The organism is Wocania ichthyoenteri Th78 (assembly GCF_000789235.1).
In the GTDB taxonomy this organism is placed as follows: domain Bacteria; phylum Bacteroidota; class Bacteroidia; order Flavobacteriales; family Flavobacteriaceae; genus Wocania_A; species Wocania_A ichthyoenteri.
The window spans coordinates 3,775,884-3,802,819 of sequence record NZ_KN525716.1 but is presented as its reverse complement, the minus strand read 5'-3'; the positions used below and the strand labels follow the sequence as shown (position 1 = coordinate 3,802,819).

The 26,936-nt window shown below is 31.5% G+C and carries 26 protein-coding genes; 12 read left to right on the top strand and 14 right to left on the bottom strand.

Annotated features, from left to right (window positions below; translation table 11 throughout):
* Window positions 1-31: 31 nt before the first annotated feature.
* From sppA to RG22_RS16435, 7 genes are read right to left on the bottom strand one after another with little or no spacing between them, the layout of a single operon-like run.
* Window positions 32-1,795, bottom strand: coding sequence for a signal peptide peptidase SppA (gene sppA / locus RG22_RS16465; protein WP_034045295.1), 1,764 nt, complete (start codon window positions 1,793-1,795; stop codon window positions 32-34).
* A 46-nt stretch (window positions 1,796-1,841) separates the two neighbouring features.
* The gene (locus RG22_RS16460) at window positions 1,842-2,924 is read right to left on the bottom strand and encodes an AMP-binding protein (protein WP_034045293.1); all 1,083 of its coding nucleotides are present in this window, start codon (window positions 2,922-2,924) and stop codon (window positions 1,842-1,844) included.
* Window positions 2,908-3,870 carry a CPBP family intramembrane glutamic endopeptidase gene (locus tag RG22_RS16455; RefSeq protein ID WP_244462155.1) on the bottom strand — a complete coding sequence of 321 codons (963 nt, stop codon included), beginning with the start codon at window positions 3,868-3,870 and terminating at the stop codon, window positions 2,908-2,910. Before RG22_RS16455 ends, RG22_RS16460 begins: the two co-directional genes overlap by 17 nt.
* Window positions 3,867-4,904 carry an o-succinylbenzoate synthase gene (locus RG22_RS16450; protein ID WP_034045287.1) on the bottom strand — a complete coding sequence of 346 codons (1,038 nt, stop codon included), beginning with the start codon at window positions 4,902-4,904 and terminating at the stop codon, window positions 3,867-3,869. Before RG22_RS16450 ends, RG22_RS16455 begins: the two co-directional genes overlap by 4 nt.
* Complete coding sequence (locus RG22_RS16445) at window positions 4,905-5,582, bottom strand: metal-dependent hydrolase (protein ID WP_034045285.1); 678 nt, start codon at window positions 5,580-5,582, stop codon at window positions 4,905-4,907.
* Window positions 5,583-5,616: 34 nt separating this feature from the next.
* A complete protein-coding gene (gene menA, locus RG22_RS16440) occupies window positions 5,617-6,519 on the bottom strand; it encodes a 1,4-dihydroxy-2-naphthoate octaprenyltransferase (RefSeq protein WP_034045282.1) in 903 nt (300 codons plus the stop codon).
* The gene (locus tag RG22_RS16435; protein WP_034045279.1) at window positions 6,520-7,359 is read right to left on the bottom strand and encodes a 1,4-dihydroxy-2-naphthoyl-CoA synthase; all 840 of its coding nucleotides are present in this window, start codon (window positions 7,357-7,359) and stop codon (window positions 6,520-6,522) included.
* A 54-nt stretch (window positions 7,360-7,413) separates the two neighbouring features.
* Here RG22_RS16435 and RG22_RS16430 point away from each other — a divergent pair, with 54 nt between their 5' ends.
* The gene (locus RG22_RS16430; protein ID WP_034045276.1) at window positions 7,414-8,520 is read left to right on the top strand and encodes a C1 family peptidase; all 1,107 of its coding nucleotides are present in this window, start codon (window positions 7,414-7,416) and stop codon (window positions 8,518-8,520) included.
* Between the two features lie 157 nt (window positions 8,521-8,677).
* On the top strand, window positions 8,678-8,854 hold the full coding sequence (locus RG22_RS16425) for a hypothetical protein (protein WP_156113412.1): 177 nt from the start codon (window positions 8,678-8,680) through the stop codon (window positions 8,852-8,854).
* A 15-nt stretch (window positions 8,855-8,869) separates the two neighbouring features.
* On the opposite strand, the gene RG22_RS16420 is transcribed toward RG22_RS16425, so the two are convergent.
* Window positions 8,870-9,535: a uracil-DNA glycosylase gene (locus RG22_RS16420; RefSeq protein WP_034045272.1), complete on the bottom strand. Its 666-nt coding sequence runs from the start codon at window positions 9,533-9,535 to the stop codon at window positions 8,870-8,872.
* Window positions 9,536-9,598: 63 nt separating this feature from the next.
* Here RG22_RS16420 and RG22_RS16415 point away from each other — a divergent pair, with 63 nt between their 5' ends.
* Window positions 9,599-11,092, top strand: coding sequence for a YfcC family protein (locus RG22_RS16415; protein ID WP_034045270.1), 1,494 nt, complete (start codon window positions 9,599-9,601; stop codon window positions 11,090-11,092).
* A gap of 3 nt (window positions 11,093-11,095) precedes the next feature.
* Here RG22_RS16415 and holA read toward each other — a convergent pair whose 3' ends face one another.
* A complete protein-coding gene (gene holA, locus RG22_RS16410; RefSeq protein WP_034045269.1) occupies window positions 11,096-12,100 on the bottom strand; it encodes a DNA polymerase III subunit delta in 1,005 nt (334 codons plus the stop codon).
* Window positions 12,101-12,126: 26 nt separating this feature from the next.
* Here holA and RG22_RS16405 point away from each other — a divergent pair, with 26 nt between their 5' ends.
* The 5 genes from RG22_RS16405 to RG22_RS17740 all read left to right on the top strand — a co-directional run bounded on the left by RG22_RS16405 (window position 12,127) and on the right by RG22_RS17740 (window position 15,936).
* Window positions 12,127-12,582, top strand: a complete 456-nt coding sequence (locus RG22_RS16405) for a type I restriction enzyme HsdR N-terminal domain-containing protein (RefSeq protein WP_034046254.1) — start codon at window positions 12,127-12,129, stop codon at window positions 12,580-12,582.
* A gap of 20 nt (window positions 12,583-12,602) precedes the next feature.
* Window positions 12,603-13,595, top strand: a complete 993-nt coding sequence (locus RG22_RS16400) for a glycosyltransferase family 2 protein (RefSeq protein WP_034045268.1) — start codon at window positions 12,603-12,605, stop codon at window positions 13,593-13,595.
* Between the two features lie 98 nt (window positions 13,596-13,693).
* Window positions 13,694-14,533 (top strand): OmpA family protein, encoded by an 840-nt coding sequence (locus RG22_RS16395; protein WP_034045267.1) that lies wholly within the window; start codon window positions 13,694-13,696, stop codon window positions 14,531-14,533.
* A gap of 102 nt (window positions 14,534-14,635) precedes the next feature.
* Window positions 14,636-15,070, top strand: coding sequence for a transposase (locus RG22_RS18040; RefSeq protein WP_034040217.1), 435 nt, complete (start codon window positions 14,636-14,638; stop codon window positions 15,068-15,070).
* Complete coding sequence (locus RG22_RS17740; protein WP_204244199.1) at window positions 15,034-15,936, top strand: IS3 family transposase; 903 nt, start codon at window positions 15,034-15,036, stop codon at window positions 15,934-15,936. The genes RG22_RS18040 and RG22_RS17740 overlap by 37 nt, the downstream gene beginning before the upstream one ends.
* Before the next feature lie 51 nt (window positions 15,937-15,987).
* Here RG22_RS17740 and RG22_RS16380 read toward each other — a convergent pair whose 3' ends face one another.
* Entirely contained in the window at window positions 15,988-17,964 is a 1,977-nt protein-coding gene (locus RG22_RS16380; RefSeq protein WP_034045266.1) for a hypothetical protein, read from the bottom strand.
* Window positions 17,965-18,070: 106 nt separating this feature from the next.
* Between RG22_RS16380 and RG22_RS16375 the strand changes: the two genes are divergently transcribed.
* Window positions 18,071-18,346 (top strand): hypothetical protein, encoded by a 276-nt coding sequence (locus tag RG22_RS16375; RefSeq protein ID WP_034045265.1) that lies wholly within the window; start codon window positions 18,071-18,073, stop codon window positions 18,344-18,346.
* 182 nt (window positions 18,347-18,528) lie between these two features.
* Here the strand turns inward: RG22_RS16375 and RG22_RS16370 are convergent, their stop codons facing one another.
* Window positions 18,529-19,923 (bottom strand): DUF819 family protein, encoded by a 1,395-nt coding sequence (locus RG22_RS16370; protein ID WP_034045264.1) that lies wholly within the window; start codon window positions 19,921-19,923, stop codon window positions 18,529-18,531.
* A 73-nt stretch (window positions 19,924-19,996) separates the two neighbouring features.
* Window positions 19,997-20,617 (bottom strand): L-threonylcarbamoyladenylate synthase, encoded by a 621-nt coding sequence (locus RG22_RS16365; protein ID WP_034045262.1) that lies wholly within the window; start codon window positions 20,615-20,617, stop codon window positions 19,997-19,999.
* A 47-nt stretch (window positions 20,618-20,664) separates the two neighbouring features.
* On the opposite strand from RG22_RS16365, the gene RG22_RS16360 reads away from it, so the two are divergent.
* The gene (locus RG22_RS16360) at window positions 20,665-21,528 is read left to right on the top strand and encodes an alpha/beta hydrolase (protein WP_034045261.1); all 864 of its coding nucleotides are present in this window, start codon (window positions 20,665-20,667) and stop codon (window positions 21,526-21,528) included.
* Window positions 21,529-21,557: 29 nt separating this feature from the next.
* On the opposite strand, the gene RG22_RS16355 is transcribed toward RG22_RS16360, so the two are convergent.
* A complete protein-coding gene (locus RG22_RS16355) occupies window positions 21,558-23,915 on the bottom strand; it encodes an ATP-dependent helicase (RefSeq protein ID WP_034045258.1) in 2,358 nt (785 codons plus the stop codon).
* Between the two features lie 143 nt (window positions 23,916-24,058).
* On the opposite strand from RG22_RS16355, the gene RG22_RS16350 reads away from it, so the two are divergent.
* Both RG22_RS16350 and RG22_RS16345 read left to right on the top strand, forming a co-directional pair.
* Entirely contained in the window at window positions 24,059-25,330 is a 1,272-nt protein-coding gene (locus RG22_RS16350) for an amidohydrolase (protein ID WP_034045256.1), read from the top strand.
* 26 nt (window positions 25,331-25,356) lie between these two features.
* A complete protein-coding gene (locus tag RG22_RS16345) occupies window positions 25,357-25,878 on the top strand; it encodes a DUF7935 family protein (RefSeq protein WP_034045253.1) in 522 nt (173 codons plus the stop codon).
* On the opposite strand, the gene RG22_RS16340 is transcribed toward RG22_RS16345, so the two are convergent.
* Window positions 25,864-26,793: a patatin-like phospholipase family protein gene (locus RG22_RS16340; RefSeq protein WP_034045250.1), complete on the bottom strand. Its 930-nt coding sequence runs from the start codon at window positions 26,791-26,793 to the stop codon at window positions 25,864-25,866. The genes RG22_RS16345 and RG22_RS16340 overlap by 15 nt on opposite strands.
* Between the last annotated feature and the right edge of the window lie 143 nt (window positions 26,794-26,936).

The window sequence follows — 26,936 nt, the reverse complement described above, 5'->3', positions numbered from 1 at the left end:
TAGCCTTTCAAATAATTAATTTATAAACTGTTTATTTAATTTCGATATTAAAAGGAAACAACAACTGAATACCTTTTCGTCGAGACATCAATCTTATTTCTCTTATTATTTTGTAATTAGCTTCTCCTAATTCTTCTTTTAAAATATCTTCCTTTGTTTTTACTAAACCAAAACTTTGTAATATTTTTTCAAGGTCTTTTTCAAAAACAGGTAATTCTTTTATTTTATAATCTTCAATTTCTGCTGCTTGTGCTGCATATTCAAGTGCAATATCTAAACCTCCAAGTTCATCAACTAAACCATTATTCAAAGCATCAACACCAGTCCACACACGACCTTGAGCAATCGCTTTTACATCCTCTTGTGTCATATTTCTGCCAGTAGCAACTCTATTTGTAAACAACTCATAAATATCATTAATGCTTTCTTTTATATAAGCTTCTTGTCCTTCGTTCATCGGTTCAAAAAGACTGTATAGAATAGAATTTTTGTTAGTTGTTACTTGTTCTGCATTTATTCCCCATTTATCAGCAAGTCCTTTTACATTTGGTAACATTCCAAAAACACCAATGCTCCCCGTAATAGTTGTTGGTTCTGCTATAATTTTATCAGCATTACAAGCAATATAATATCCGCCAGAAGCAGCAAGGTCTCCCATTGATACAATAACAGGCTTTACTTTTTTAGTTAATTCTATTTCGCGCCAAATAAGTTCGCTCGCTAAAGCATTCCCTCCTGGAGAATTAACACGAATAACCACTGCTTTAACTTTATCGTCTTCTCTAGCGTCTTTTAATGAGCGATTCATGGCACCTTGACCAACATACTCTTCATCACCTTCTCCATATATAATTTCGCCTTCAGCATAAATAACTGCTATTTTGTTACTGCTCGTTTTCGTTTTTATTTTATTTGCAGTATACACCGCATAATCTCTTATAGAAATGGTCTTTATTTTTTTTGACGCTTCAACATTAATCGCATGCCTTAAGCCATTTTGATACTCATCATAATAGGCAATTTTATCAATCATTTTAGACGATTGCGCTAAAGGTGCAGTCCTAGATAGTAAACTATCTGCAATGGTGTTTAACCTTTCGACAGATATATCTCTGCTTACCGAAATTTCTTTTTTAACGGCATTCCAGATACCATTCAAATACCCTTCAATTTGCTCGCGGTTATTAGCACTCATTTCATTTTCTAAGAAAGGCTCAACAGCACTTTTATATTTACCTAAACGAATCACTTCCATTTTAAGTCCAGATTTTTCTTGAAAATCTTTAAAGTATAAACGTTCTGTAGACAAACCATTAAACTCCATCATTCCAGCAGGATTCATATAAATAGTATCGGCAACAGAACTTAAGTAATAGTCTTTTTGAGTATAAATATCGGCGTAGGCCACAATAAATTTATTAGATTTTTTAAATTCTAAAAGAGCGTCTCTAATGGCTTTAGTTTGAGAGAAACCTGCTTGAATAAAATTATTATCTATTGATATGCCTTTAATTTTATTATCTGTCGCGGCATATTTTATGGCATCAATAACATTAAAAAGGCCATCTTTTCTGTTTTCATTTAAAAAATCATACTGTTTAAAAACAGTTTTTCCTGCGTAATCTTTTATCTGAAAATCTAACTTAAGGTCTAATACAGAATTATCTCTGACTGTAATCTTTTCATCTGACGATGAACCTGCTAATAATCCTATTACAATCAATAGTCCAAAACAAATAAAAAGGAACACAAAAATTCCTGTAACGGTAGATAGTACGCGCTTTATAAAACTCATTATTAAAATTTTATTATTAGTAGATTAAATGTTGGCAATGTTACAATTAATTTTGAACTTTTATATGCTTTAAAGTTTTTTTACGTTGAATTTTGCCTGAAGAAGTTTCGATAAATTGATTAATACTGTAAACAATTTTAGGCTTTTCAAATTTTTCTAAATCTGAAAATAATGCATTATCTATTATATTTGAATTGCCTTCTACAACCAAAACAAGTTGTTCTCCTAAAAGGTCTTCCTTTTCAGAAGTAATAAAAAAACGTTGTTTTATTTTATTTTGAAGTTTAGCTTCAATTTGCTCGGGACATAACTTAACGCCACCAGAATTTATAATATTATCATATCGCCCTAACCATTCAAATTCGTTTTCAGAATGTAGCTTTACTATATCATTTGTTATTATTGTTTTTTTTGTAAGTTTTGGTGCATCAATAGCTAAACAATCCCGTTCGTCTTGAGAAATTGAAATATTAGGTAATGTTTTGAAGTGAGATGCTGAAACAAGTTCAGCATGACGAAAATTATTTAGTTTTTTTACGGCAACATGCGTTACAGTTTCTGTCATTCCGTAAGTTTCGTAAACATTAGATTTTATATTCTGAATATCTGATTTTAATACATTTGAAACCGCTGCACCTCCAACTATAATTGTTCTTATATTATCACATTTATTTATTACATTTTGAAGCTGTAATGGCACCATGGCACAAAACATATATGGTTTTTTAGAATCGAAATTTAGTTTAGAAGTTGGTTCAATCACATCTAATTCTAAGCCTAAAGCAATAGCTCTAACCAACATCATTTTACCAGCGATAAAATGTGTTGGTAAACAATGCAAAGCAGAATCTCCTGGTTTTAAATTAAAAAAATCTCCTGTAGCTACGGCAGAATTTACCATAGCTTGCTTTTTAATTTTGATGCATTTGGGTTTACCTGTAGAACCCGAAGTATTTACATTTATAAAATCTTTTTCATCTAACCAATCGAGTAAAAAACCACCAATAATTTGTTCGTGCGGTAAGCCTTCTTTTACAAAACTATAGGCGACTTCTATAAGGTCGCCATACGAATAATGAACCTTATTGAGTTTAAACTTTAAATGGACTTTGTTATAACTGGGAATCACGATTTCCGATGTCTTCTAAAATTTTATAGTTTTCTTTTGGTGGCTCGACTACCTTACCTAATAATTTATCTCTCCAATTTGTCCAATTATATTTTTTTGATAGGATAAACAATATTATTGGATAAACAATTAAAACGGGGATAATGATTTCTAGTGATGTTGTATTCGCTTCTTCTGCTGTATATCTAAAAATAGCATCGGTTTGTAAAGCAGACCAATCTGAAGTGATTAATAATGCAGCAAGTAAATTATTTCCTAAATGAAATCCTAAAGCCAATTCTAAACCATCGTCCATAAGCGTCATAATTCCTAAAAGCAATCCTGTTCCTATATAAAATACCATAGTTACTAAACCTATTTCTGCTACTTCTGGATTTGCACTATGTGCTACACCAAAAAAGATAGAAGTAAATAGCAATGGAAACCATCTGTTTTTAACTAAATCGCCTATATGTTGCATAAAATAACCTCTAAACAAATATTCTTCGAGTCCGATTTGAAACGGAAAAAGTAATAAGCTAATTATTAAAAGTATTGTAAACTTCTTTCCATCAAATTGTAATTCTATTAAAGAAGGATCTAAATAGTAAGAAATACCAAATGTTATGAGTGTAATAACTACAATTAGCAAAAATGAGAATACTATGCGTTTCCAATCTACTTTTTTTCTTGCTGTTGTGAGTGATAAAATACTTCTTTGATGAACGAATTTCACAAAAATAAATAGTAAAATTAGCAAAATTGCAAATGGTGCCAAATTTATAATTAATGATAGGTTTGCAGGAATAGATTTCATCATTTCATAAGCAGCATCCATATCCTCTGGCGAAGTAAACAAGAACGCTATAAAATTTAGAACAAAAATTCCAGATATTAAAACACTTGTTAAAATAAACATCCATAATTCGCGCTTACCTTTATAAACTTGTTGTATGTAATCCATCATAAATTAAATTTCCAATTAACACTATTATTATATTGCAATGTACCATTTTTTACTTGCAATGGGCTATCAAAATTATTAGTAAATAATGCGCCTGTACCAAGTCCTTGAGGTAAGCTGCTTTGTTTTTTAAACGTGTATTGTGCAATAGCATTAAGTCCTATATTACTTTCTAAAGCACTGGTAATCCACCATCCAATATTTTGGTTTTCTGCTATTGTAATCCACTCATCACTTCCTTTAAATCCACCAACTAAACTCGGTTTTAAAATAATGTATTGTGGATTTATGGTTTGTAGCAATTCCTCTTTTTTTGTTACAGAAAATACACCTATTAATTCTTCATCTAAAGCAATGGGTAACGGTGTAGCTTCACATAGTTTTGCCATAGTTTCAACTTGACCTTGTTTTATAGGTTGCTCGATGGAATGTAAATCGAGTTCTGATAATATTTTCAGTTTTTCTAAAGCATCATCTTTTGAAAAAGCACCATTGGCATCCACACGCAATTCTATATCTTTTGATGAAAATTCTTTTCGAATAGATTTTATAAGATTAATTTCTGTTTGAAAATCAATCGCTCCAATTTTCATTTTTATACAATTGAATCCTGCTGAAATTTTATCTTTTATTTGTTGCTTCATAAAGTTTTCAGACCCCATCCATATGAGTCCGTTTATAGAAATTGAAGCTTTATTGTTAGTAAAATCGGATGGAAATAATTCGAATTTATTTTCACTTTCTAAAGATTTATACGCCGTTTCTAATCCAAGTTGAATGCTGGGAAATTTATTCAACTCATCCAACAATACCGCTAACCCTAAATGAATATTTACACATGTCCATTTTAATATGTCTTCGTAATGCGGCACATCGTCAATACTCAAATCTCGGAAAATACCACATTCTCCAATGCCTTTTTTCCCGTTGTGCTCAATTACAATAAACCAAGTTTCTTTGGTTTTTAAAACACCACGCGATGTTCCACTGGGTTGTTTAAAATTTAAAACGTATTTGTGATAGGTGGCTCTTGTCATTTATAACTCTAAACTTTCGCCAATTTCCAGAAGCATTAAATCTTTGTCTTTTTCGAAAAACTTGCGTTTGGCTACTTCGTGGTCTATTTCAATGTAGCCAAAGGTATCAAAATGACAACCTAAAATTTTATCACATTCCACAAAATCGCTAGCTAAAATAGCATCATCAATTCCCATGGTGAAATTATCGCCTATTGGTAAAATGGCTAAATCTAATTTGGTTTGAAGCGGAATCAACTTCATATCAAAAGTTAAAGCCGTATCGCCAGCTATGTAAATATTTTTATGTTCACCTTCAATTACAAAACCACCAGGTTGCCCACCATAACTACCATCTGGAAACGATGATGTATGAATAGCATTGACGTATTTAACACTCCCGAATTCAAAGTCCCAAGTTCCTCCATGATTCATGGGGTGCCCTTCTAAACCTAAATTTCCAAAATGCGTCACAATTTCATAATTAGAAATGATAACCGCATCGGTGCGTTTTACAATAGCTTCAACATCTAAAATATGATCTTGATGCGCATGCGTTACTAAAATATAATCTGCTTTAAGATTATTAATATCTATATGTGAAGCTTTAGGATTTCCTGTAATAAAAGGATCAACTAAAATATGTGTATCTTCTATTTGAATACCTAAACTAGCGTGACCGTAAAATGTAATTTTCATGTGCTTTTATTTATTTAGAAAAATACAAAAAAAACTATAATAAATGCCCTATACCCATTAGAATTGCTAGAAACACAGTTGTTAATGCTAATTTTTTTAATTCTGAATCTAATGATTTTGGAACTGAGTTTTTATTCACTTTGATTAAATGAATAATTAAAGGAATATAAGCAACTACAAAAATTAAATTATAAGGAGATGTGTAATATAATATGCCAAATAAAGCTGATAAAACTATGGCTAAACCAATAAGTACAGTGTGATATACTTTTACTTTATTTTGACCAAGTTTTACAGCAAAAGTCATTTTGTTTGATTTTTCATCTGAAACAATATCGCGCATATTATTCAAATTTAAAACACCCATACTCAACAAGCCTATAGTACATGCGGGCAAAAACACAACATGATCAATGGTTTTAGCAAACAAGACATAGCAGCCTATAACACTAACTAATCCAAAAAAAATAAATACAAAAATATCGCCTAACCCTCTATATCCATAAGCATTACTTCCCATGGTATAACGAATTGCTGCAACTATACAAGCAACACCTAAAACAAAGAAAAGCATTGTAAGCAAAAAGTGTTTAACTCCAAAGGCTGAAAATATAAGAGCAAAAGCCAATCCTATAGAAATTAAAATATTAATTCTTATAGCACTAAACATTTCATCTGGAGAAATTTTACCACTTTGTATAGCACGCTCTGGGCCTATTCTATTGTTGTTATCTGTACCTTTAACACCATCACCATAATCGTTTGCTAGGTTAGATAATATTTGTAAACTCAGTGTCGTTAAAATAGCAAGAACGCATATTGTCCAATTAAAATACCCATTGTACTCTGCTAAACAAGATGCCAAAATAATTCCAGAAATTGATAACGGTAGCGTTCTTAAACGCATTGTAGAAATCCAAAGAGACATATTTTTCATTTACGGAATCCATTTTTTTACAAAGTTAGGTTTACGTTTTTCGAGGAAAGCATTTCTACCTTCAATAGCTTCATCTGTCATATATGCTAAACGTGTTGCTTCACCAGCAAATACTTGCTGTCCTACCATGCCATCATCCGTTAAATTCATAGCGAATTTTAACATTTTAATAGACGTAGGCGATTTTGCCAATATTTCTTGCGCCCATTCATAAGCTGTATCTTCTAATTCATCATGTGGAATTACAGCATTAACCATTCCCATATCATAAGCTTCTTGCGCAGAATAGTTTCTGCCCAAAAAGAAAATTTCACGTGCTTTTTTCTGCCCAACCATTTTTGCTAAATAAGCAGAACCATAACCCCCATCAAAACTCGTTACATCGGCATCAGTTTGTTTAAAAATGGCATGTTCTTTACTAGCTAAAGTTAAATCGCAAACGACATGTAAACTATGCCCACCTCCAACTGCCCAACCAGGAACCACAGCAATAACTGCTTTTGGCATAAAACGAATGAGCCGTTGTACTTCTAAAATATTTAATCGATGGTACCCATCTTCTCCAACATATCCTTGATGCCCTCTTGCTTTTTGGTCGCCACCTGAGCAAAAACTCCAAATGCCATCTTTGGTTGATGGTCCTTCGGCAGATAATAAAACAACTCCTATATTAATATCTTCATTAGCATCATAAAAAGCATCATAAAGCTCACTTGTTGTTTTGGGTCTAAAGGCATTTCTAACATTTGGTCTATTAAAAGCTATTCTTGCAACACCATTACATTTTTTATAGGTAATATCTCGATATTCTTTAACAGTTACCCATTTTGCTTCCTCCATTTTTTATATTTTAGTCAAAAATAAATTTTATTTCATTAAAACACTTATTTCATCATGAAAAATAGTATTTCAATTTTCATTTTAGCTTTTGTTTCCCTTGTAAGTTTTTCTCAATCTTACGAATTTGAAACTATAATAGATTTAGAAACTACCGATGTTATTAGCCAAGGAAGCACAGGAACATGCTGGAGCTTTTCGACTTCATCATTTTTAGAAAGTGAAATAATACGCATTACAGGTAAAAAAATTGATTTGTCTGAAATGTACACCGTTCGCAATACTTACCCTAAAAAAGCATGGAATTATATGATGCGACAAGGAAAAGCTCAATTTAGCGAAGGTGGATTAGCACACGATGTTATTAATAGTGTTGCCGATTATGGTTTAGTACCAAACGATGCCTATTCTGGCTTAGAAGCCAATGTGTCAAGACACAATCACTCAGAAATGATAGCTGTTTTAAAAGGATTATTAGATGTTTATATAGATAATCCTGGTCGTCAACTATCGCCAAAGTGGAAACAGGTAACCGAAAGTGTTCTAGATATTTATCTTGGCAAAAATATATCAACTTTTAATTATGATGGTGTACAGTATACTCCCAAATCATTTTTAGAAATGACAAAGATTAACCCGAAAGATTACATAAGTATCACATCGTTTTCCCATGAACCCTACAATTCAAATTTTATATTAAACATTCCAGATAATTTTTCTAATGGTTCTTTTTTTAATGTTAAATTAGATGATTTGGTTAATATTACAAATGAAGCTTTAAAAGCAGGTTATAGTATTGAGCTAGATTGCGATGTAAGCGAAAAGACATTTTCATCAAAATATGGTTTAGCAGTTATACCAAACGATGAGAATAGTAAACTAGATGCCTTAATAAAGGTATTACCAGAAAAAAATATTACACAAACCTTAAGACAACAAGAGTTTGAAAATTATAATACTACTGATGACCATTTGATGCACATAACAGGTATGCTTAAAGACCAAAATGGAACTACTTATTATAAAGTAAAAAATTCTTGGGGTAAAAATTCTGAACGTGTCGCTAACGATGGATACGTTTATATGAGTGAAGCATATTTTAGATTAAAAACAATTTCTATAATGGTACATAAAGATGTTGTTCCTGAAACAATATTGAATTAAATTTCTTGGGATAAAAATATTTTAAAAAATAAGTAGAAGTACGTATTGTTTTGTAGTCTTTTATTTATTATTTTTGCCTATAATTATAATTTAATCGTCAAAATTAGCATTTAAACTTATTTTTTTGTATTTTGCCGATGAATTAACCCCAAATTCTATGTTGTTAACAATTACAATTTCAATTTCTACATTAGTCGTCATCAATTTTTTATTGCTAAAGTTTAGCAGTAATAAGATAAATAGAACGCCAAAAGCAACCAAAAAGCCAATAGTTTTTAGACCAACTATTGCTTTAGAGCAAGAATCTGAAAAGCTTGCGCCTACTGGTAGTTAATAGTATACTTGATTTTTACCAAGCAATTTTTTTTTTGCCCTTTTGCTCCAAAAGCAAGTTTGCTTTGCTAAAATGTTTGTTACCAAACCAATACCCCCTATTAGCACTTAAAGGAGATGGGTGTCCTGATTCTAATACATGATGCTTTCCCTTATTAATTAATTTTACTTTTTGTTTTGCAAAACCTCCCCAAAGTAAAAAAACAACACTTTCCTTTTTATCACTTATTATTTTTATTACCGCATCGGTAAAATTTTCCCATCCCTTTTTTTGATGACTACCAGCTTGATGAGCTCTAACTGTTAATGTCGCATTTAATAATAAAACCCCTTGATTAGCCCAGCGTAATAAATTACCGCTTTTAGGATATGGAATTCCTAAATCTGTCTCTATCTCTTTAAAAATATTAATCAATGATGGTGGGTGTGCCATATCATCATTGACAGAAAAACACAGACCATTGGCTTGACCAGCTCCATGGTATGGATCTTGACCAATTATTACAACTTTAACATCTTCAAAATGACAATGATTGAATGCATTAAAAATTTGGTTTCCAGGAGGGAAACAAGTTTGTGTTTTATATTCAGTTTTTACAAAATTAGCTAAATTCTTAAAATAAGGCTTATCAAATTCTCCTTGTAAATGAGGTTTCCAACTTTCGTGTATGTCTACATTCATTTTTTAATATTTCTATAAAACACTAAAATATTACTATCTTTCGTCTAAATAAAATAAACAGGATTGAAAAAAATAAAATTTCCAACCGCCCAAACCATACTTCTTATAATTGCTGGTTTAGTTGCTATTTTAACATGGTTAGTTCCTTCAGGAAAATACGATTCTTTAGCATATAACAAAGCTGAAAGCACGTTTACCAAAACAAGTTTGAGCAAAATTGTAATATTAGCTGCTACTCAAGAAACTTTAGATGATCTTGAAATTAAAATTCCATTAGATAAATTCACAAATGGTGATATTTGGAAACCTATAAGTATTCCTAATACTTATAAAGAAGTTAAAGCGTCTCCGCAAGGTGTAACTGCATTTATAAAATCGCCCATAAAAGGAATAATAGAAGGTGCTGATATTATTTTTTTAGTATTAATTATTGGTGGTTTAATTGGTATTATAAATTATACAGGTGCTTTTGATGCCGGTATTTCTTGGTTAGCAGAAACATTAAAAGGCAATGAATACATCTTAATTATTCTAGTTACTGGGCTAATAGCTGCTGGAGGTACTACATTTGGTTTAGCTGAAGAAACTATAGCCTTCTACCCCATACTTATACCAATATTTTTAGCGGCTAAATATGATGCTATAGTTCCATTGGCTTGTATTTATATTGGTTCAACTATTGGTACTATGTGTTCTACAACTAATCCTTTTAGTGCTATTATTGCATCAGATGCTGCTGGTATTAATTGGACAACGGGAATTACTGGAAGATTTGTTATGTTAAGCTTAGGAACAATTATTTGTATTCTATATATTATAAGGTATGCGCAGCGCGTAAAAAAAGATCCAACAAAGTCTATTATTTATGATCAAAAAGAAGACATTGAAAAACATTTTGGAAGCACTACAAACGCTACTTTAAAATTAACCACTCGATTACGTTTTATTCTTTTCATTTTTATCTCGTGCTTTATCGTTATGATATATGGCGTTTCTCAATTAGAATGGTGGTTTATAGAAATGACTGTAGTCTTTTTAGTAGGGGCAATTGCTATAGGTGTTATTGGAAAAATAAAAGAGCACCATTTTGTTGATGTTTTTGTAAAAGGCGCTGGAGATTTGTTAGGTGTAGCAATAATTATAGGAATTGCTAGAGGCGTTACCATAATTATGAATGATGGACAAATTAGCGATACGCTTTTGTACTATGCTAGTAATGCTACAAATGGTATGAATAAAGGCATATTTATCAATGCGATGTTATATATTTATGGCGGGTTATCATTCTTTATTCCTTCATCTTCAGGTATGGCAGTATTAACAATGCCTATAATGTCTCCTTTGGCTGATGGTGTTGGTATAGGACGAGAAATGATTGTAAACGCCTATCAATACGGTATGGGTTTATTCGCATTTATAAATCCAACAGGATTAATTTTAGCATCATTAGCAATTGTAAAAGTTGGCTATAACAAATGGCTGAAATTTGTGATGCCATTAGTAATTATTTTGTTATTGTTTACCATGCTCGTTTTAACAGTTTCTGTTTATATATAAAATTTAAGATAAAATTCTAACCAATAATTCCTTCAATAAATCCCCTTGAGGGACTGCATTACTACCAACACCCTTACTTTTAACATCAAACTCACGTAATACAGAAACAATGGCACTTACGTTTCGCATAGGATAGTTTCTTGCAGCAGTAATATATTCGTTAACAAAATAAGGGTTTACTTTTAAAGCCGATGCTACACTACGTGGCGATTTATCTTTTAAACCATGAAAGTGAAGCAGTTGCGAAAAGAAATTGAATAATAAAGACACTGTTACTACCATAGGGTTATCCTTAGGGTTTTCAGCAAAATAGTTAATTATTTGATGCGCTTTAACTGCATTTTTTTCGCCAATGGCTTTTCGTAATTCGAAATTATTAAAATCCTTACTAATACCTATATTTTCTTCAATAACTTCTGGTGTTATTTGGCTACCAGAGGGCAATATAATTTGAAGCTTCTCTAATTCATTATTAATTTTACTTAAATCCGTTCCTAAAAACTCAACCAGCATTTGTGCTGCTTTTGGAGAGATGGTATAGTTTTTTGGTGATAAAACACGACGAATCCAATCGGCTACTTGATTTTCATAAAGCTTTTTACTTTCGTAAACTATTCCTGTTTTCTTTAACGTTTTATATAAAGCTTTACGTTTGTCAATCTTTTTATATTTATAATTAAAAACTAAAACGGTTGTAGGTTGTGGGTTTTCTGCATACGAAACCAATTTTTCGATAGTACGTGATAAATCCTGGGCTTCTTTTACAATAACAACCTGTCGTTCTGCCATCATGGGGTAACGCTTTGCATTCCCCACAATATCATCTATGGATACATCACGTCCGTATAAAACCATTTGATTAAATCCCTTTTCCTCTTCTAAAAGCACATTGTCTTCAATAAAATCTGAAATTTTATCAATATAATAAGGCTCCTCACCCATTAAAAAGTAAATAGGCTTTAAATTTTTGTTTTTTATATCGGTTACTAATTGTTTGACTTCGTCCATTGAAAAAAAATCACCAAATTTGTGTAGTGCAAAAACTTAATTTCCCTACATATTCGTTTCGTTTCAAAAGTAGCGAAAATAAAATTTCTATTTTCGATAGTATTCGCAAAAAATTTGTGATTTTACAACCCGAAGAATGGGTACGCCAACATTGTGTTCAATATTTAATGGAAGTAAAAGGATATCCAAAATCTTTAATAAACGTTGAAAAAGAACTCATTGTTAACGGTTTAAAGAAGCGATACGATATTGTAATTTATAATTCAAACGGAAGTATTCATCTAATTGTTGAGTGTAAATCGCCCACTATTACTGTTAACCAAAATACCTTCGATCAAATTGCACAATATAATTTGGTGCTTAACGCTAGTTATTTAATGGTAACAAACGGATTAAATCATTATTATTGCCAAATGGATTTTAAAAATGAACGCTATCAATTTTTAAAAGATATTCCAAAATATAGTAAACAGTCACAGTAAAACTAATATAAATATTTAAATTGAAAGTAGCAGTCGTCATATTAAATTGGAACGGAAGAAAACTATTGGAACAGTTTTTACCTTCGGTTATTGAGCATTCTTCTAACGAAGCTGAGGTTTACATCGCCGATAATGCCTCGAATGATGATTCGGTTTCTTTTATAAAAAGCACTTACCCTTCAATTAAAATTATTCAAAATAAAGAAAATGGTGGTTATGCTAAAGGTAATAACGAGGCACTAAAAGACATTGACGCTGATGTATTTTGCTTGTTGAATAGCGATGTTGAAGTTTCAAAAAATTGGCTGACTCCTATTATAGAAACCTTTAAAGCAGAATCAAATACAGCCATAATTCAACCAAAATTATTGGATTATAAAAAGAAAGATTATTTTGAATATGCTGGTGCTGCTGGTGGTTTTATAGATAAATTTGGGTATCCGTATTGCCGTGGACGAATTTTTAATACCATTGAAAAAGATAATAATCAATATAATGATGTTTCAGAAATATTTTGGGCTTCAGGTGCATGCTTATTTATTAGAAGTCACGCTTTTAAAGAATTAAACGGATTTGATGAAGCTTTTTTTGCTCACATGGAAGAAATAGATTTATGCTGGCGTGCAAAAAATTTAGGTTATAATATAAAATATGTTGGAGCTTCTTCAATTTATCATGTTGGTGGCGCAACACTTAATAATACCAATCCTAAAAAAACCTTTCTTAATTTTAGAAATAGTTTATTCGCCTTAACAAAAAATGCAAAAGGCAACATTTTCTTTTTAATACTTACACGATTAATTTTAGATAGTATAGCAGGTATTAAATTTTTATTCGAATTAAAATTTAAACACACTATTGCCATTGTTAAAGCACATTTTAGCTATTATAGACATTTAAGTTATTTGCTAAAACAACGAAAAACATTAAATCAATCCATAAAATATTACCAAAAAACATCCATAGTGTTTGAATATTTCGTAAATAAGAAAAACAATTATGAAAGTTTATAAATAGTTAGCAAAAGTTTTGTTAACAATGCCGCAATCATCGGTTTTTTATATACTTTTGCGTAATCAACAAAAACAGGAAATTTAATCCATTATTAATTATGAAAAAAGTTTTATTACTTAGCTTATCTGCTATTTTTCTACTAAGCTCATGCGTATCGAAAAAGCAATTCACAGACTTACAAGCAAAACAAAAGGAGACTCAAGATTTGTTAAATTCTGCAACCGTTAAATTAAACTCATGTTTAGAAGACAGAGCAGCAGTAACTGCTAGAGCCACTGCTTTAGAAGAACAAATTGTAGATTTACGTAAAAACAATGACAACCTTCAAGTTTTATCTGCTAAAGGAGCAAGTAGCATAGAAAAAACACTTGAAAGCATTAAAGAAAAAGAACTTAAAATTACTCGTTTACAAGATGCACTTACCAAAAAAGATAGTGTAACATTGGCGTTGGTAACTAGCCTAAAGCGCGAAGTTGGTATTAACGACCCAGATATTGAAGTAAACGTAGAAAAAGGTGTTGTGTTTATCTCAATTGCCGATAAATTATTATTCCAAAGTGGAAGCTACAACGTAACTACTAGAGCTAAAGAAGTTTTAGCCAAAGTTGCTAAAGTTATAAATAGTAAACCAGAATTTGAAGCTATGATTGAAGGTCATACAGATAGTAAATCGTACCAAAAAGGGGTGCTTTTAGATAACTGGGATTTAAGTGTTAAACGTTCTACATCTATCATTCGTGTATTGCAGGAGCTTGGTGTAAACCCAGGACAATTAATTGCTGCTGGACGTAGTTCTTACGTACCTTTAGTTGATAATGATACTGCAGAAAACAGAGCAAAAAATAGACGTACACGTGTTGTTGTGCTACCTAAAATTGATCAGTTTTACGACATGATTGAAAAAGAAATGAAAAACTTAGAAGCTGGTAATAATTAATTAGCTCTCAATTATAATTTAAAAAGCTCAACTTTTCAGTTGAGCTTTTTTTATATCGTTATGTCCCGTCCTGAAATAGCGATACACTAAAACTTTAGTGTAATGAAAACATCAGAAAACACAGGTTACGTTAAGCGTACCCAAAAAGATTACTCCCTTTCTTTTAAACTAGAAGTTGTCCAAGAAATAGAGCAAGGATTTCTAACTAGAAGCCAAGCACGTGACAAATATGGCATTCAAGCTGGTTCGACCATTACCAGATGGTTAAAAAAATATGGTAACTTTGACTGGCAAGAACAAATCTCCACCAGTATGTCTACAACTCCCGAGCAACGTATTTTAGAATTAGAACAGCAAGTAAAACTATTAGAAAAGCAGAAAGCAAGAGCTGAATATCTAGCAGAACGCGCAGATAAAAAAGTGATTCTTTTTGATATGATGGTTGATATGGTCGAAAAGGAATATAATATTGATGTTAGAAAAAATTACAATCCCGAGTTATTGACCGCTTCAAAGAAGCCCACAAAGAAACAGTAGTTTCTACCTGTTATTTACTCGGGATTGATAGACAGGTTTACTATAGGTCGATACAATCCAAAAGACAAAAACAAAGTGTTGCCCAAAAAGTAATAGCACTAGTGCAATCCGTTCGCATATCCATGCCAAATCTTGGAACTCGAAAGCTTTATCATATACTGAAAACACAATTAACAGCTTTAAATATTGGTAGAGATAAACTCTTTAGAATACTAAGAGCAAACCATTTACTTATAAAACCAAAACGAAGTTATCATGTTACAACAGACTCACATCATCGTTTTAGAAAACACAAAAACTTAATAAGTACTTTAGAAATTAAAAAACCAGAACAAGTTTGGGTTAGTGATATCACATACACAGGAAACAGAAAAAATCCATCTTATCTCGCTTTGGTTACAGATGCTTATTCTAAGAAGATTGTAGGGTATAATGTATCTAACAGTTTAAATGCATCTGGTTCTATATTAGCTTTGGAAATGGCTATTAAAAACAGAAAATATAAACAAAAAGGTTTGATTCATCATTCTGATAGAGGTTTACAATACTGTTCTGATGACTATCAAGAAAAACTAAAAGATAACTTTATAAAACCAAGTATGACTGAACAATATGATCCTTATGAAAATGCTATCGCAGAACGTATAAATGGTATTTTAAAACAAGAATTTGGTATAGCGAAACACAATGTGGATTTAAAGCTAAGGATCATTTTAATTAAAAATGCAATAAAAATTTACAATAAAAAAAGACCGCATTGGTCTAACAACATGTTAACTCCAATACAAATGCATCAACAAAACACTTTAAAACCAAAACGATATAAATCAAAAAACCTGAACAATAGTAATATTGTTCAGGTTTAATTTATAAATTTAATCCTTTATTAATCTGTATCGATTATTTAGGACTAGACATTATTCAAAAACTCTATGATATGTAAGACCACCTACTTCAATCTTAATTTCATTAATTATTTTATAATTACTATCAATTTTTCCAATTGATAATTTATCAGATTTTATGAATGTACCATCAGAATTGAGGTGACCAACACTTACTGCGCTGTGCTTAATTTTACCTTCAGCCATTTTAACTTCTCCTTCAAAATAGTTGTAACCATAAGGAACACAATCTTTTTTAAGTGATTCGGATATTTTTTTAGCCGTAATATAATTTCCACGATGATTTATTTTAATCGCTATTTGTGAGTTTTCATCGCCACAATAAGCATTCGTAGCTATCCAAGTACCTGATAAATTTGGAACCTCAGAATTTACGAATTTTTTATCTTCATAAACAAATCGAAGTTTATTTATGTGATCTGGACTTACAAAAACATCTTTCTTTTTTTCTCCATATAACCCATGACTTATGTTAAGGTTAATAACTTGGTTAACGGGTAAATCAATTAAAACTTTATCAGTAGTTAACCCTCTTTGAATTATCTGATTCTCATCATTGACAAATTTATAATCAAAAATTGATGATTTACCAGATTTATCTACTACTTCTAAATCAACACGTCCAAATGGTCTTAATGTTATTTCAGACTCTTCATTACCTTCAATTTCAAAATCATTAATGGTAAGAGCAGAAACTCTTGCGGCATCGCTTCCAGTACCTTCGTAAATTTCTAAAGTATAAAAATCAGGTAATAAAGTAAATTCAGCAGATTGCCCTCTTATATAAGTTGGTTGTTCGTACAATGCTTTACCATCCTTTTTTCTAATGATTTTTATGTAACTTTCATAACGTTTACCAGCTCCATCTAAAACTATAAATTGATATTGTCTTTCTTTACAAGGCGCTATCAAACTATAAGAATCTTTAAATGTTGACATAATGTTTTCTATTACTGCTTTATGAACAGCTAATCCTTTAGCAAAACTCATTTGATAATCATCTAGTTTTTCTAGTTCAAAATTGTTTTTATTACACCGATAATTTATAACATACAAGCCCGCTTTTCTTTTTGTTAATGCTAATTCTGCATCTTCAAGATGATTAATTAACCCAGACAAATAGACATGTTTAGAATACGTATGCGTTTGCATATCTTCATTAGCTTTAAGCACCTTTTTTAAATCATCTATGGCGTCTTGCATCTGCTTTCTTTCATATTTAGCATAAATCTGTAATAATGATGCTATCGCTGTCCCTATATTGGTTATACGCCCGCGTCTTTCTTTAAGTAAATCTGCTGGTGATAATCCTTGAGGCCTATCTAGACTTTGATATAATGTAATTCCATCCTTTAAAATTTTTAAACCATTTTTAAGTACCGATGAAACACTTTTCCATGTTTCAATATATTCAGTAAGATTATTATTTACCTTAGGCAAATCAGCAAATTTTTTAACCGTTTCATCAATTTTAGCTATGGTATCATATAAATCTTTTAAATTCTTATAATATCTTTTTAAAAGACTTGAAACAACTGAAGGGTCAATATGTTTACCAGATTTTATTGAACTATATAAATTAGAAAGGTCAAGAAAATATGCTGAAAAATCTGCTAAAGCTGTTTTCCAAGCAAGTGTATATTCCATTTCTGCTCGCAAATTTTCATTAGCAATTGTTTGATTTACATAATTTATCCATGTATCTCTATACTGTTCTTGATAACGTACTAAATAAACACTGTAAATACTAAGTTCACTATACAAACCGTATATGGCTTTATGATACTTAATAACCTCTTCACATTTATTTGAAATACAGTCTGGGTGTAATATTGGAGCCTTCTCAATTTGTTTTAATATATTAGTTAGTTCACTATTTGTAAACAAATTTGGATCGTTAACAATTGGTTTTTGTGGTTGACCAAATACCGTAAAAGAGAAAAAAAAACATATTAAAAGCTTAAAGCTATTTTTTATTTTATTCTGCATAATAGTCCTAATTAATTTTAAAATATTTTATTAATTTACTAAAAAATATAATATCAATACTTTATAAGTTATTAATACTGAAATTAATATAATTAAATAAAGTAAAATGAATCTAGAAAATTACCCAGAATTAAAGGCTATACAGAAACTAATATCCAAAAATAATATTAGTTTTAGAAAACACTCAAGAATTACTTTTTACGAAAATATATTTCCTATAGAATTAAAAATAAGAGATGATTTATTTACTATTTATATTGATGATGAGTACAATGACTTAGAGAAAAACAACTACATTCTAAACTTCATATTAGTATTTAGGGCATTAGCAGACCTAGACGAATCCACAGATTATTTAAATTGGTGCAAAAAACTATGGTAAACCCTGAAGATTTAGAACTATTAGACTATTATAAGAATGTGTGCAATAGTGTTATTAACATAAGACATATTTTCGAAAATAATAGTATTAATTACTATATATCTGATATAGATTTTCAACTAAACTCAGGAGTAATTCAGTTATTAAGAACAAATAAACTACCGTAATAAGTATTTATAAAATCAACTCACCCACTTCATCATTAAAGCACAAGCAAAAGCAGCATAAGTACCTAAAGCGTAGCCTAAAACCGCCAGCAAAACACCAACTGGCGCTAACGATGGGTGGAAAGCACCAGCCACCACAGGCGCAGATGCAGCACCACCAATATTAGCTTTAGAGCCAACAGCTAAAAAGAAATATGGTGCTTTTATAATTTTTGCAACGATAAATAGTAAACCGACGTGAATAATCATCCAAACAAATCCAATAGCGAATAAACTTATATTTTCTACAATGGCATTCAAATTCATTTTCATACCTATCGCTGCCACTAGTATGTAAATAAAAACAGTACCTATTTTACTCGCTCCGGCGCCTTCGTAACTTTTCATTTTAGTAAACGATAGAATAACACCAACAGTTGTTGCTGTAATAATGAGCCAGAAAAATGAGCTTCCAAGTCCGAAATCAACCAAAAATGGTGCATTTTCTTTTATCCAAACACTTAAATTATCACCTACAATATGACCTATTGAAGTTACTCCAAAACCAATTCCTAAAAGTATCATTAAATCGTTAAACGATGGTACTCTAGCGGTTTCTAAGCTAAACTTTTCCATCTTATTCTTAAGTGTGGTAATTGATGAATTATCAGCCTTAAAATACTTGTCTATTTTATCAGATTTAGCAACACCAAGTAGCAAAAATATCATCCAAACTTCGGCTACTAAAACATCAACTACTGCCATAATACTAAACAGGCTATCGCTAACTTCCCATTGCTCTTTCATAGCTAATTGATTGGCGCCACCACCAATCCAACTTCCTGCCACGGTAGATAAACCTTTCCATAATTCGGTACCTTCAACTGCAACTAAAATATCTGGTGCTACAAACTTAAAAAACAAAATAGCTATTGGACCGCCAATCATTACACCAACGGTAGCTGTTAAAAACATAATTAAGGCTTTTGAACCCAACTTAAATACGCCTTTTAAATCGATACTCATGGTTAAAAGCACCAATGATGCTGGTAATAAAAATCGAGAAGACACATAATACAATTTACTGCCACCAATAAACTGAGAGTACTCCGATGGGTTTATTTTATTTGCCGCAGTATATGCTTTTAAAGTCTCTAAATTAGTAACTTCATCTAAATTCCCGTAAAGCGATTGTAAGTGTTTTATGGTTGCTGAAACATCAATCCATTTGTCTGCAATTAATCCAACAGAACTTAATATAGACGGAATAAAATAGCATAATAAAAGGGCAGGAATAATACTGTAAAATTTTGAAAATCGAGATAAACTGGATGTGTAAAATATAAGTGCCAGTGTTATTGCTAAAATGCCAAAAATAATGGTGTCGTTGGCAAATAAAGGAATGTCGCTACTTATTTCTGCTAAATTCATATAGTGTTGTTTAGTTAAAATATTTTAGTGAAAAATCGTCTTTAATAAATATATTTTTGTTAAAAAAAGGCATTTAAAAAATCTCTAAACTTCCTTTTCCTTCTCTAATAATAATGGGTTCGTCTTCAGATAAATCTATAACAGTAGAAGCTTCATTATCTCCATAGCCGCCATCAATTACCAAATCTACTAAGTTACTCCATTTTTCTAAAATCAATTCAGGATCGGTGGTATATTCTAAAACTTCATCTTCATCATGTATAGATGTTGATATAATGGGATTTCCTAACTGCTTAACAATATCTAAAGCGATGTTATTATTAGGCACACGAATACCAACGGTTTTACGTTTCTTAAATGGGTTTGGTAATGATTTTCCGCCAGGAAGTATAAAGGTATATGGCCCAGGAAGCGCGCGTTTTAAAATTTTAAATGTAGATGTGTCTATTTGTTTAACATAATCACTTAAGTTGCTTAAATCGTGACAAACAAATGAGAAATTTGCTTTTTCAAGTTTTACTTGCTTAATTTTTGCAACACGTTCTAAAGCTTTAAGATTAGTAATATCGCAACCTAAACCATAAACAGAATCGGTTGGATAAATAATTACACCGCCACGCTTAAGAATAGCAACCACCTTTTCAATCGCTTTCGGATTGGGATTTTCTTCATATATTCTTATAAACTCAGCCATAATAACTATCTTGTAATTTCGTTTACAAAGTAAATATTATTTTTAAAATGAAAGCACTTAAATCTACTTTCTTAGTTTTTGTTGTACTTATTACTTTTTTCAATTGCTCAAAAGAAAAAGCAGATGAAGATTTTATTACCATTTTAGATCCATCAAAATTCTATCAAGAATTAAATATTTCTTACGGACAAGATGTTAATCAAAATTTTGATTTGTATTTACCAGCTAATAGAACTAATAATACTAAAGTGATGGTTTTAGTCCACGGTGGCGGATGGTCTGCTGGCGATAAATCTGAAATGAATCCTATAAAAGATTTAATACGTCAAGATTTCTCAGACTTAGCTATTGTAAATATTAATTACAGATTAGCCGATGAGAACACGAAACCTTATCCTATGCAAACAGATGATATTACTACAATTATCAACTATTTAAAGGATAATAAAACAAAATACACAATTTCTGAAGCCATTGGATTTATTGGTACAAGTGCCGGTGCACATTTATCGCTACTTTGGAGTTATGCTTTTAATACAACAAACAAAGTAAATATGGTTTGCAGCATTGTTGGTCCAACAAATTTTACAGATTCTGCGTATTTAAACAATACAAATCCTGATGTACAAGAGCTAATAGATTTATTTGGAATAGACGCAACGACCTCTTTTTTAGAAGAAGTAAGCCCATATCACCAAGCTACAGCTACATCACCTCCAACTATTTTGTTTTATGGCGGACAAGACCCTTTAATACCAACAACACAAGGTACCGATATGCGGGATAAATTGGAAAGTTTAGGTGTTACACATGAGTTTACCTTATACCCAAATGCTGGTCATGGTTGGATTGGGTTAGAATTAATTGATACTTGGATTAAATTGAAGGCTTTTATAGAGACACATCTTTAGGATTGAATACCCAAGACCCAAAACCTAATCTACCCAACAACCTCCAACTTAGCAAAGCGCAACAATAATTTTTTAACGCCACCATGTTGAAAATTAATTTCGGCTTTAACGTCAGCACCTTTACCTTCTATTTTCATAACTTCTCCTGTGCCAAACCGAATGTGTTTTACAATATTACCAACAACCAATTTACTATCAAATAAATTAGTATTGCCAGTAGATTTAACAACAGGCTTTAAGTTTTTTGGTGTGGTAACTTGAAATTTAGCTGGTTCTGACTTCGGCTTACTACCTTTTTTTAACACCGCTTGTTTAGCTGGTTTAAATCTAATCGTATTAGAATCTGCTCTTTTGCTTGTTACAGAGGGTGTGTCTCCAAAAATAGCGGCATCAAGCATGGGGTTAAAGCGGCGTTCTTCAATAGGTGTAACTATATCTAAATACTGCTCGTCTATTTCTTCAATAAAACGACTAGGTTCAGAATCAATCAATTTTCCCCAACGGTAACGCGATAAAGCATAAGTTAAATAAGCCTGCTTTTCTGCTCGTGTTAGTGCTACATAAAACAAGCGTCGCTCCTCCTCTAGTTCGCTACGTGTGTTCATACTCATGGCACTTGGAAACAAATCTTCTTCTAAACCAACAATAAAAACGTACGGAAACTCCAATCCTTTTGCTAAATGTATGGTCATTAAAGCGACGTGGTCTGCATCTCCTTTATCGGCATCTAAATCTGTTGCTAATGCAACATCTTCTAAAAATTCAGCTAAATTACCAGTGGTATCAGCAATTTCTTTTTGACCCTCAACAAAATCTTTCATTCCGTTTAAAAGTTCCTCGATATTTTCCATTCTAGTAACACCTTCTGGAGTTCCATCTTTATTGAATTCTCGAATTAAACCACTGGTTCGGGTAACATGTTCTGCCAATTCAAAAACATCGGCAGTCTGATTTAATACCTGAAAACTTTCTATAAGTGTAACGAAATCTTGAAGTTTAGTTTTTGTACCCGAATTAACTTTTACATCGGTTTTATCGATGTGTTTCATCACTTCAAAAATGGTTCGGTTGTATCCATTTGCAGATACTATAAGTTTATCAACTGTTGTTTGCCCGATACCACGAGGCGGAAAATTAATAACGCGCTTTAAAGCTTCTTCATCGGCTGGATTAATAATAAGCCGTAAATACGAGAGAACATCTTTTATTTCTTTACGTTGATAAAATGATAATCCACCATAAATTCGATATTTAATATCTCGCTTTCTCAACGCATCTTCAATAGCTCTTGACTGCGCATTGGTACGATATAATATAGCAAAATCACTATTATTTAATTGGTGATTCATTTTGTTTTCCCAAATGGTACTTGCTACATAACGCCCTTCGTCTCCATCGGTTAATGAACGATTTACTTTTATTTGTTCGCCTTCATCATTAGCCGTCCAAACAATTTTATCAAGCTTCGTTTGGTTTTTATCGATAATAGAATTTGCTGCGTTTACAATGTTTTTTGTTGAACGATAATTTTGTTCTAATCGAAATAGCTTCACATCATCGTAGTCTTTCTGAAAATTTAAAATATTATTAATATTTGCACCACGGAAGGCATAAATACTTTGTGCATCATCACCCACTACACATATATTTTGAAACTTATCAGCCAAGGCTCTCACAATTAAATATTGCGAATGGTTAGTATCTTGATACTCATCAACTAGAATGTATTTAAATCGGTTTTGGTATTTTGCTAAAACTTCAGGAAAACGCGTTAAAAGCTCATTGGTTTTCAATAACAAATCATCAAAATCCATCGCACCTGCTTTAAAACAACGCTCAACATATGCTTTATAAATATCACCCATTCTTGGTCGGCGAGCCATAGTATCGGCTTCCTTTAATTCTGGATTTTGAAAATACGCATGCACCGTAATCAAACTATTTTTATACGATGAAATTCTAGAGCGTACTTGCTTATATTTATAAATGTCTTTATCAAGGCTCATTTCCTTAATAATAGACGCAATCAACCTATCAGAATCTTGCGTATCATAAATGGTGAAATTACTAGGATACCCCAATCTATCAGCTTCAATACGCAAAATTTTTGCAAATACAGAGTGGAATGTTCCCATCCATAAATTTTTCGCTTCACTTGCTCCAACAATAGATGCAATACGTTCTTTCATTTCTCGTGCTGCTTTATTGGTAAATGTGAGCGATAAGATATTAAAAGGGTCAATTCCTTTACTCATCATATAAGCAATACGGTAAGTTAACACACGTGTTTTACCAGAACCTGCACCAGCAATAACTATCATTGGTCCTTCAATTTGAATCGTAGGTTCTAATTGTGCATCATTTAGCTGACTTAAATACTTCTCCAAATCATTTTCATTTTAAGACGTGAAAATAACCAATGTTATACTTTTAATTAAGGCGAATTATTAATAATTATAAACAATTAACAGCTTCGGCAGCTTTTATTAAAATTTGAATATCTTTAGACTTCAAAAATTTAATCATTATTATGAAATATCTTATATTTTTATTTACATGCTTTGGAATAATTAATGTATATAGTCAAGATAATCTAGAACAACAATTTATTGATATTGAAGAAAAAGTGATTGAATGGCGACGACATTTCCATGAAAACCCAGAACTTTCAAACAGAGAGTTTAAAACTGCTGAAACCATTACTAGACATTTAAAATCTTTGGGTTTAGAAGTTAAAACTGGTGTTGCGCATACTGGAGTTGTTGCCATTTTAAAAGGTAACAGTCCAGGAAAAGTAGTTGCTTTACGTGCCGATATTGATGCACTTCCTGTTACAGAACGTAATGATTTACCATTTAAGTCTAAAATAAAAGCTACTTTTTTAAATACCGAAACGGGTGTGATGCATGCCTGTGGACACGATACTCACATTGCCATTTTAATGGGTGTTGCAGAGATTTTATCTAAAAATAAAGACAAAATAAGAGGCACTGTAAAGTTTATTTTTCAACCCGCAGAAGAAGGTCCTCCTCCAGGAGAAGAAGGGGGTGCTAAACTGATGATAAAAGAAGGAGTTTTAGAAAACCCAAAAGTAGATGCTATTTTTGGATTGCATATTAGTTCGGATACAGAAGTTGGCAAAATAGAATATAAATCTGGAGGCATTATGGCTGGTGTTGAGCGTTTTGTAGTTAACGTAAAAGGCAAACAAACACATGGTTCTGCGCCCTGGAATGGCGTTGATCCAATTTATATTTCTGCTAAAATTATTGATGGCTATCAAAGCATCATTAGTCGAGAATCTAATTTGTTAGTAGAACCTGCTGTAATAACGGTTGGTAAAATAACAAGTGGTGTACGATTTAATATTATTCCTGAAAGTGCTGAACTTATTGGAACAATAAGAACATTAGATTTAGACATGAAAAAACTCATTTTTAAACGTATGACTGAAATGACTGAAACCATTGCAAAAGCCTATGGAGGTGAAGCTTCAATAGAGTTTCAAGAAAACACAACGATTACCTATAACGATCCAGATTTGGTTACACAAATGTTACCAACGTTTGAGAAAGTAGCAGGTAAAGAAAACGTAGTTTTAACGAAAGCTGTTACTGGGGGTGAAGATTTTTCATATTTTCAGGAAGTAGTGCCTGGATTATATTTCTTTTTAGGAGGAATGACACCTGGAAATAAAAATGCGTTTCCACACCATACACCCGATTTTAAAATTGATGAAAGCGGTATGCTTTTAGGTGTAAAAACATTAACAAATATTACTTTTGATTTTTTAAATAATTAAAATAACACAAAACCAGTCAAACTTTTATGGACTCAGATCGCATTATAGATTTATTTTTATTCGCAATTCCCTCATTAATTGTAGGACTTATTGCTTATTACTTTTTTAAAGAACACACTAAAAATGAAGCTGGTAGAAGACGCTTTTTGTTAAAAAAAGATTTACAAGTTTCATCAATGCCTTTACGTCTTCAAGCTTATGAAAGACTTGCCTTATTTTTAGAAAGAATATCACCCAACAAGTTAATGATTAGAGTTGTTCCAATATCTTCAAATAAAGAAGATTACGAAAGATTACTTATACAGAATATTGAACAAGAAATGGAACATAATTTAGCACAACAAATATATGTTAGCGAAAAGTGTTGGAGCATTATTTCGGCAGCAAAAAATGCGACCATTCAATTGATAAGAAAAGCAAGCTTACTTGAAAAAACAGATACAGCCAATAAACTAAGAGAGGTTGTTTTAACTGAAATGATGGAACGCAGAGCACCAAGCGATGCTGCATTATCTTTTATAAAAGAAGAGGTTTCAGACTTGTGGTAAATCATCATCCATTCTTAACTCATTTGAACGTGCTTCTTCAGACTTTTGTTTAGCGTAGTAATACCCTTGTTGCCACCATTTAGTCATTAGCTTTTTATTAAAAATCAATGAATTTTCAGTAAGTTTTGATGGCGTATAATATAGATTAAGTTTTACATTTTTATTTTTTGCAGCCAATTTTCCTATAACAATATCATTACGTTCTACTTGGTCAAGTAAATGGCCAAATAAATTAATCATTAATGAAAAAGGGTTTTTTCCCAAAACTTTATTATAAGCCATATTTTCGGATTCTAGAATTATAGCATCCACTTCGGTTGCACCTCTTAGGATAGCTTCTCTAATAGGAACTACGCAGCCTAAACCGCCATCAGCATATTCAAAACCATCCTTTTTCACCAAAGACATAAATGGTATATAATTACATGAAATCCATATCCAATCGCAAAATTCATCATAACTAAAATCCTTTATCGATTTATATTCTACACGATTTTTAGAAAGATTAGAAACGGTAACAACAACATCGTCCTTAGTTTCTTTAATTAAATTATACTCTTCAATAGTGAAATGCTTCTTTATATGTCTTCTTAATGATTTACTTTCACCAAACGTTCTTTTCATTTTAACAAACTGCCAAAAGGTGTTAATAAAGTCTATAGAAACAAATTCTCTATCTCCTTTTTTACGCAGTACAAATGGATTGACACTAAATATATTGCTTTGATTAACATTAGTAAATACCTGATGAATTTTATCAATTTCACCAGCTGCCAAATGAGGCACCAACAAACCTCCTGTAGATGTGCCTAAAAACATATCGTAATTCACACCTTCTTCTTGAATTAAATATTGTGCAACACCACCTGCATAAGCACCTTTGCTACCTCCTCCAGAAATTACTAATGCTCTCATTATACTTTTTATTGTAAATATAAACAACAACTAATAAAAAAGTTAATTAATAAACCAAAATAGGTCTGAAAAAAATTACATCCCCGATAATGGGTCTTTTATAGAAAAAATAGATTTATGTTGATTAAAGATGATACTTCATA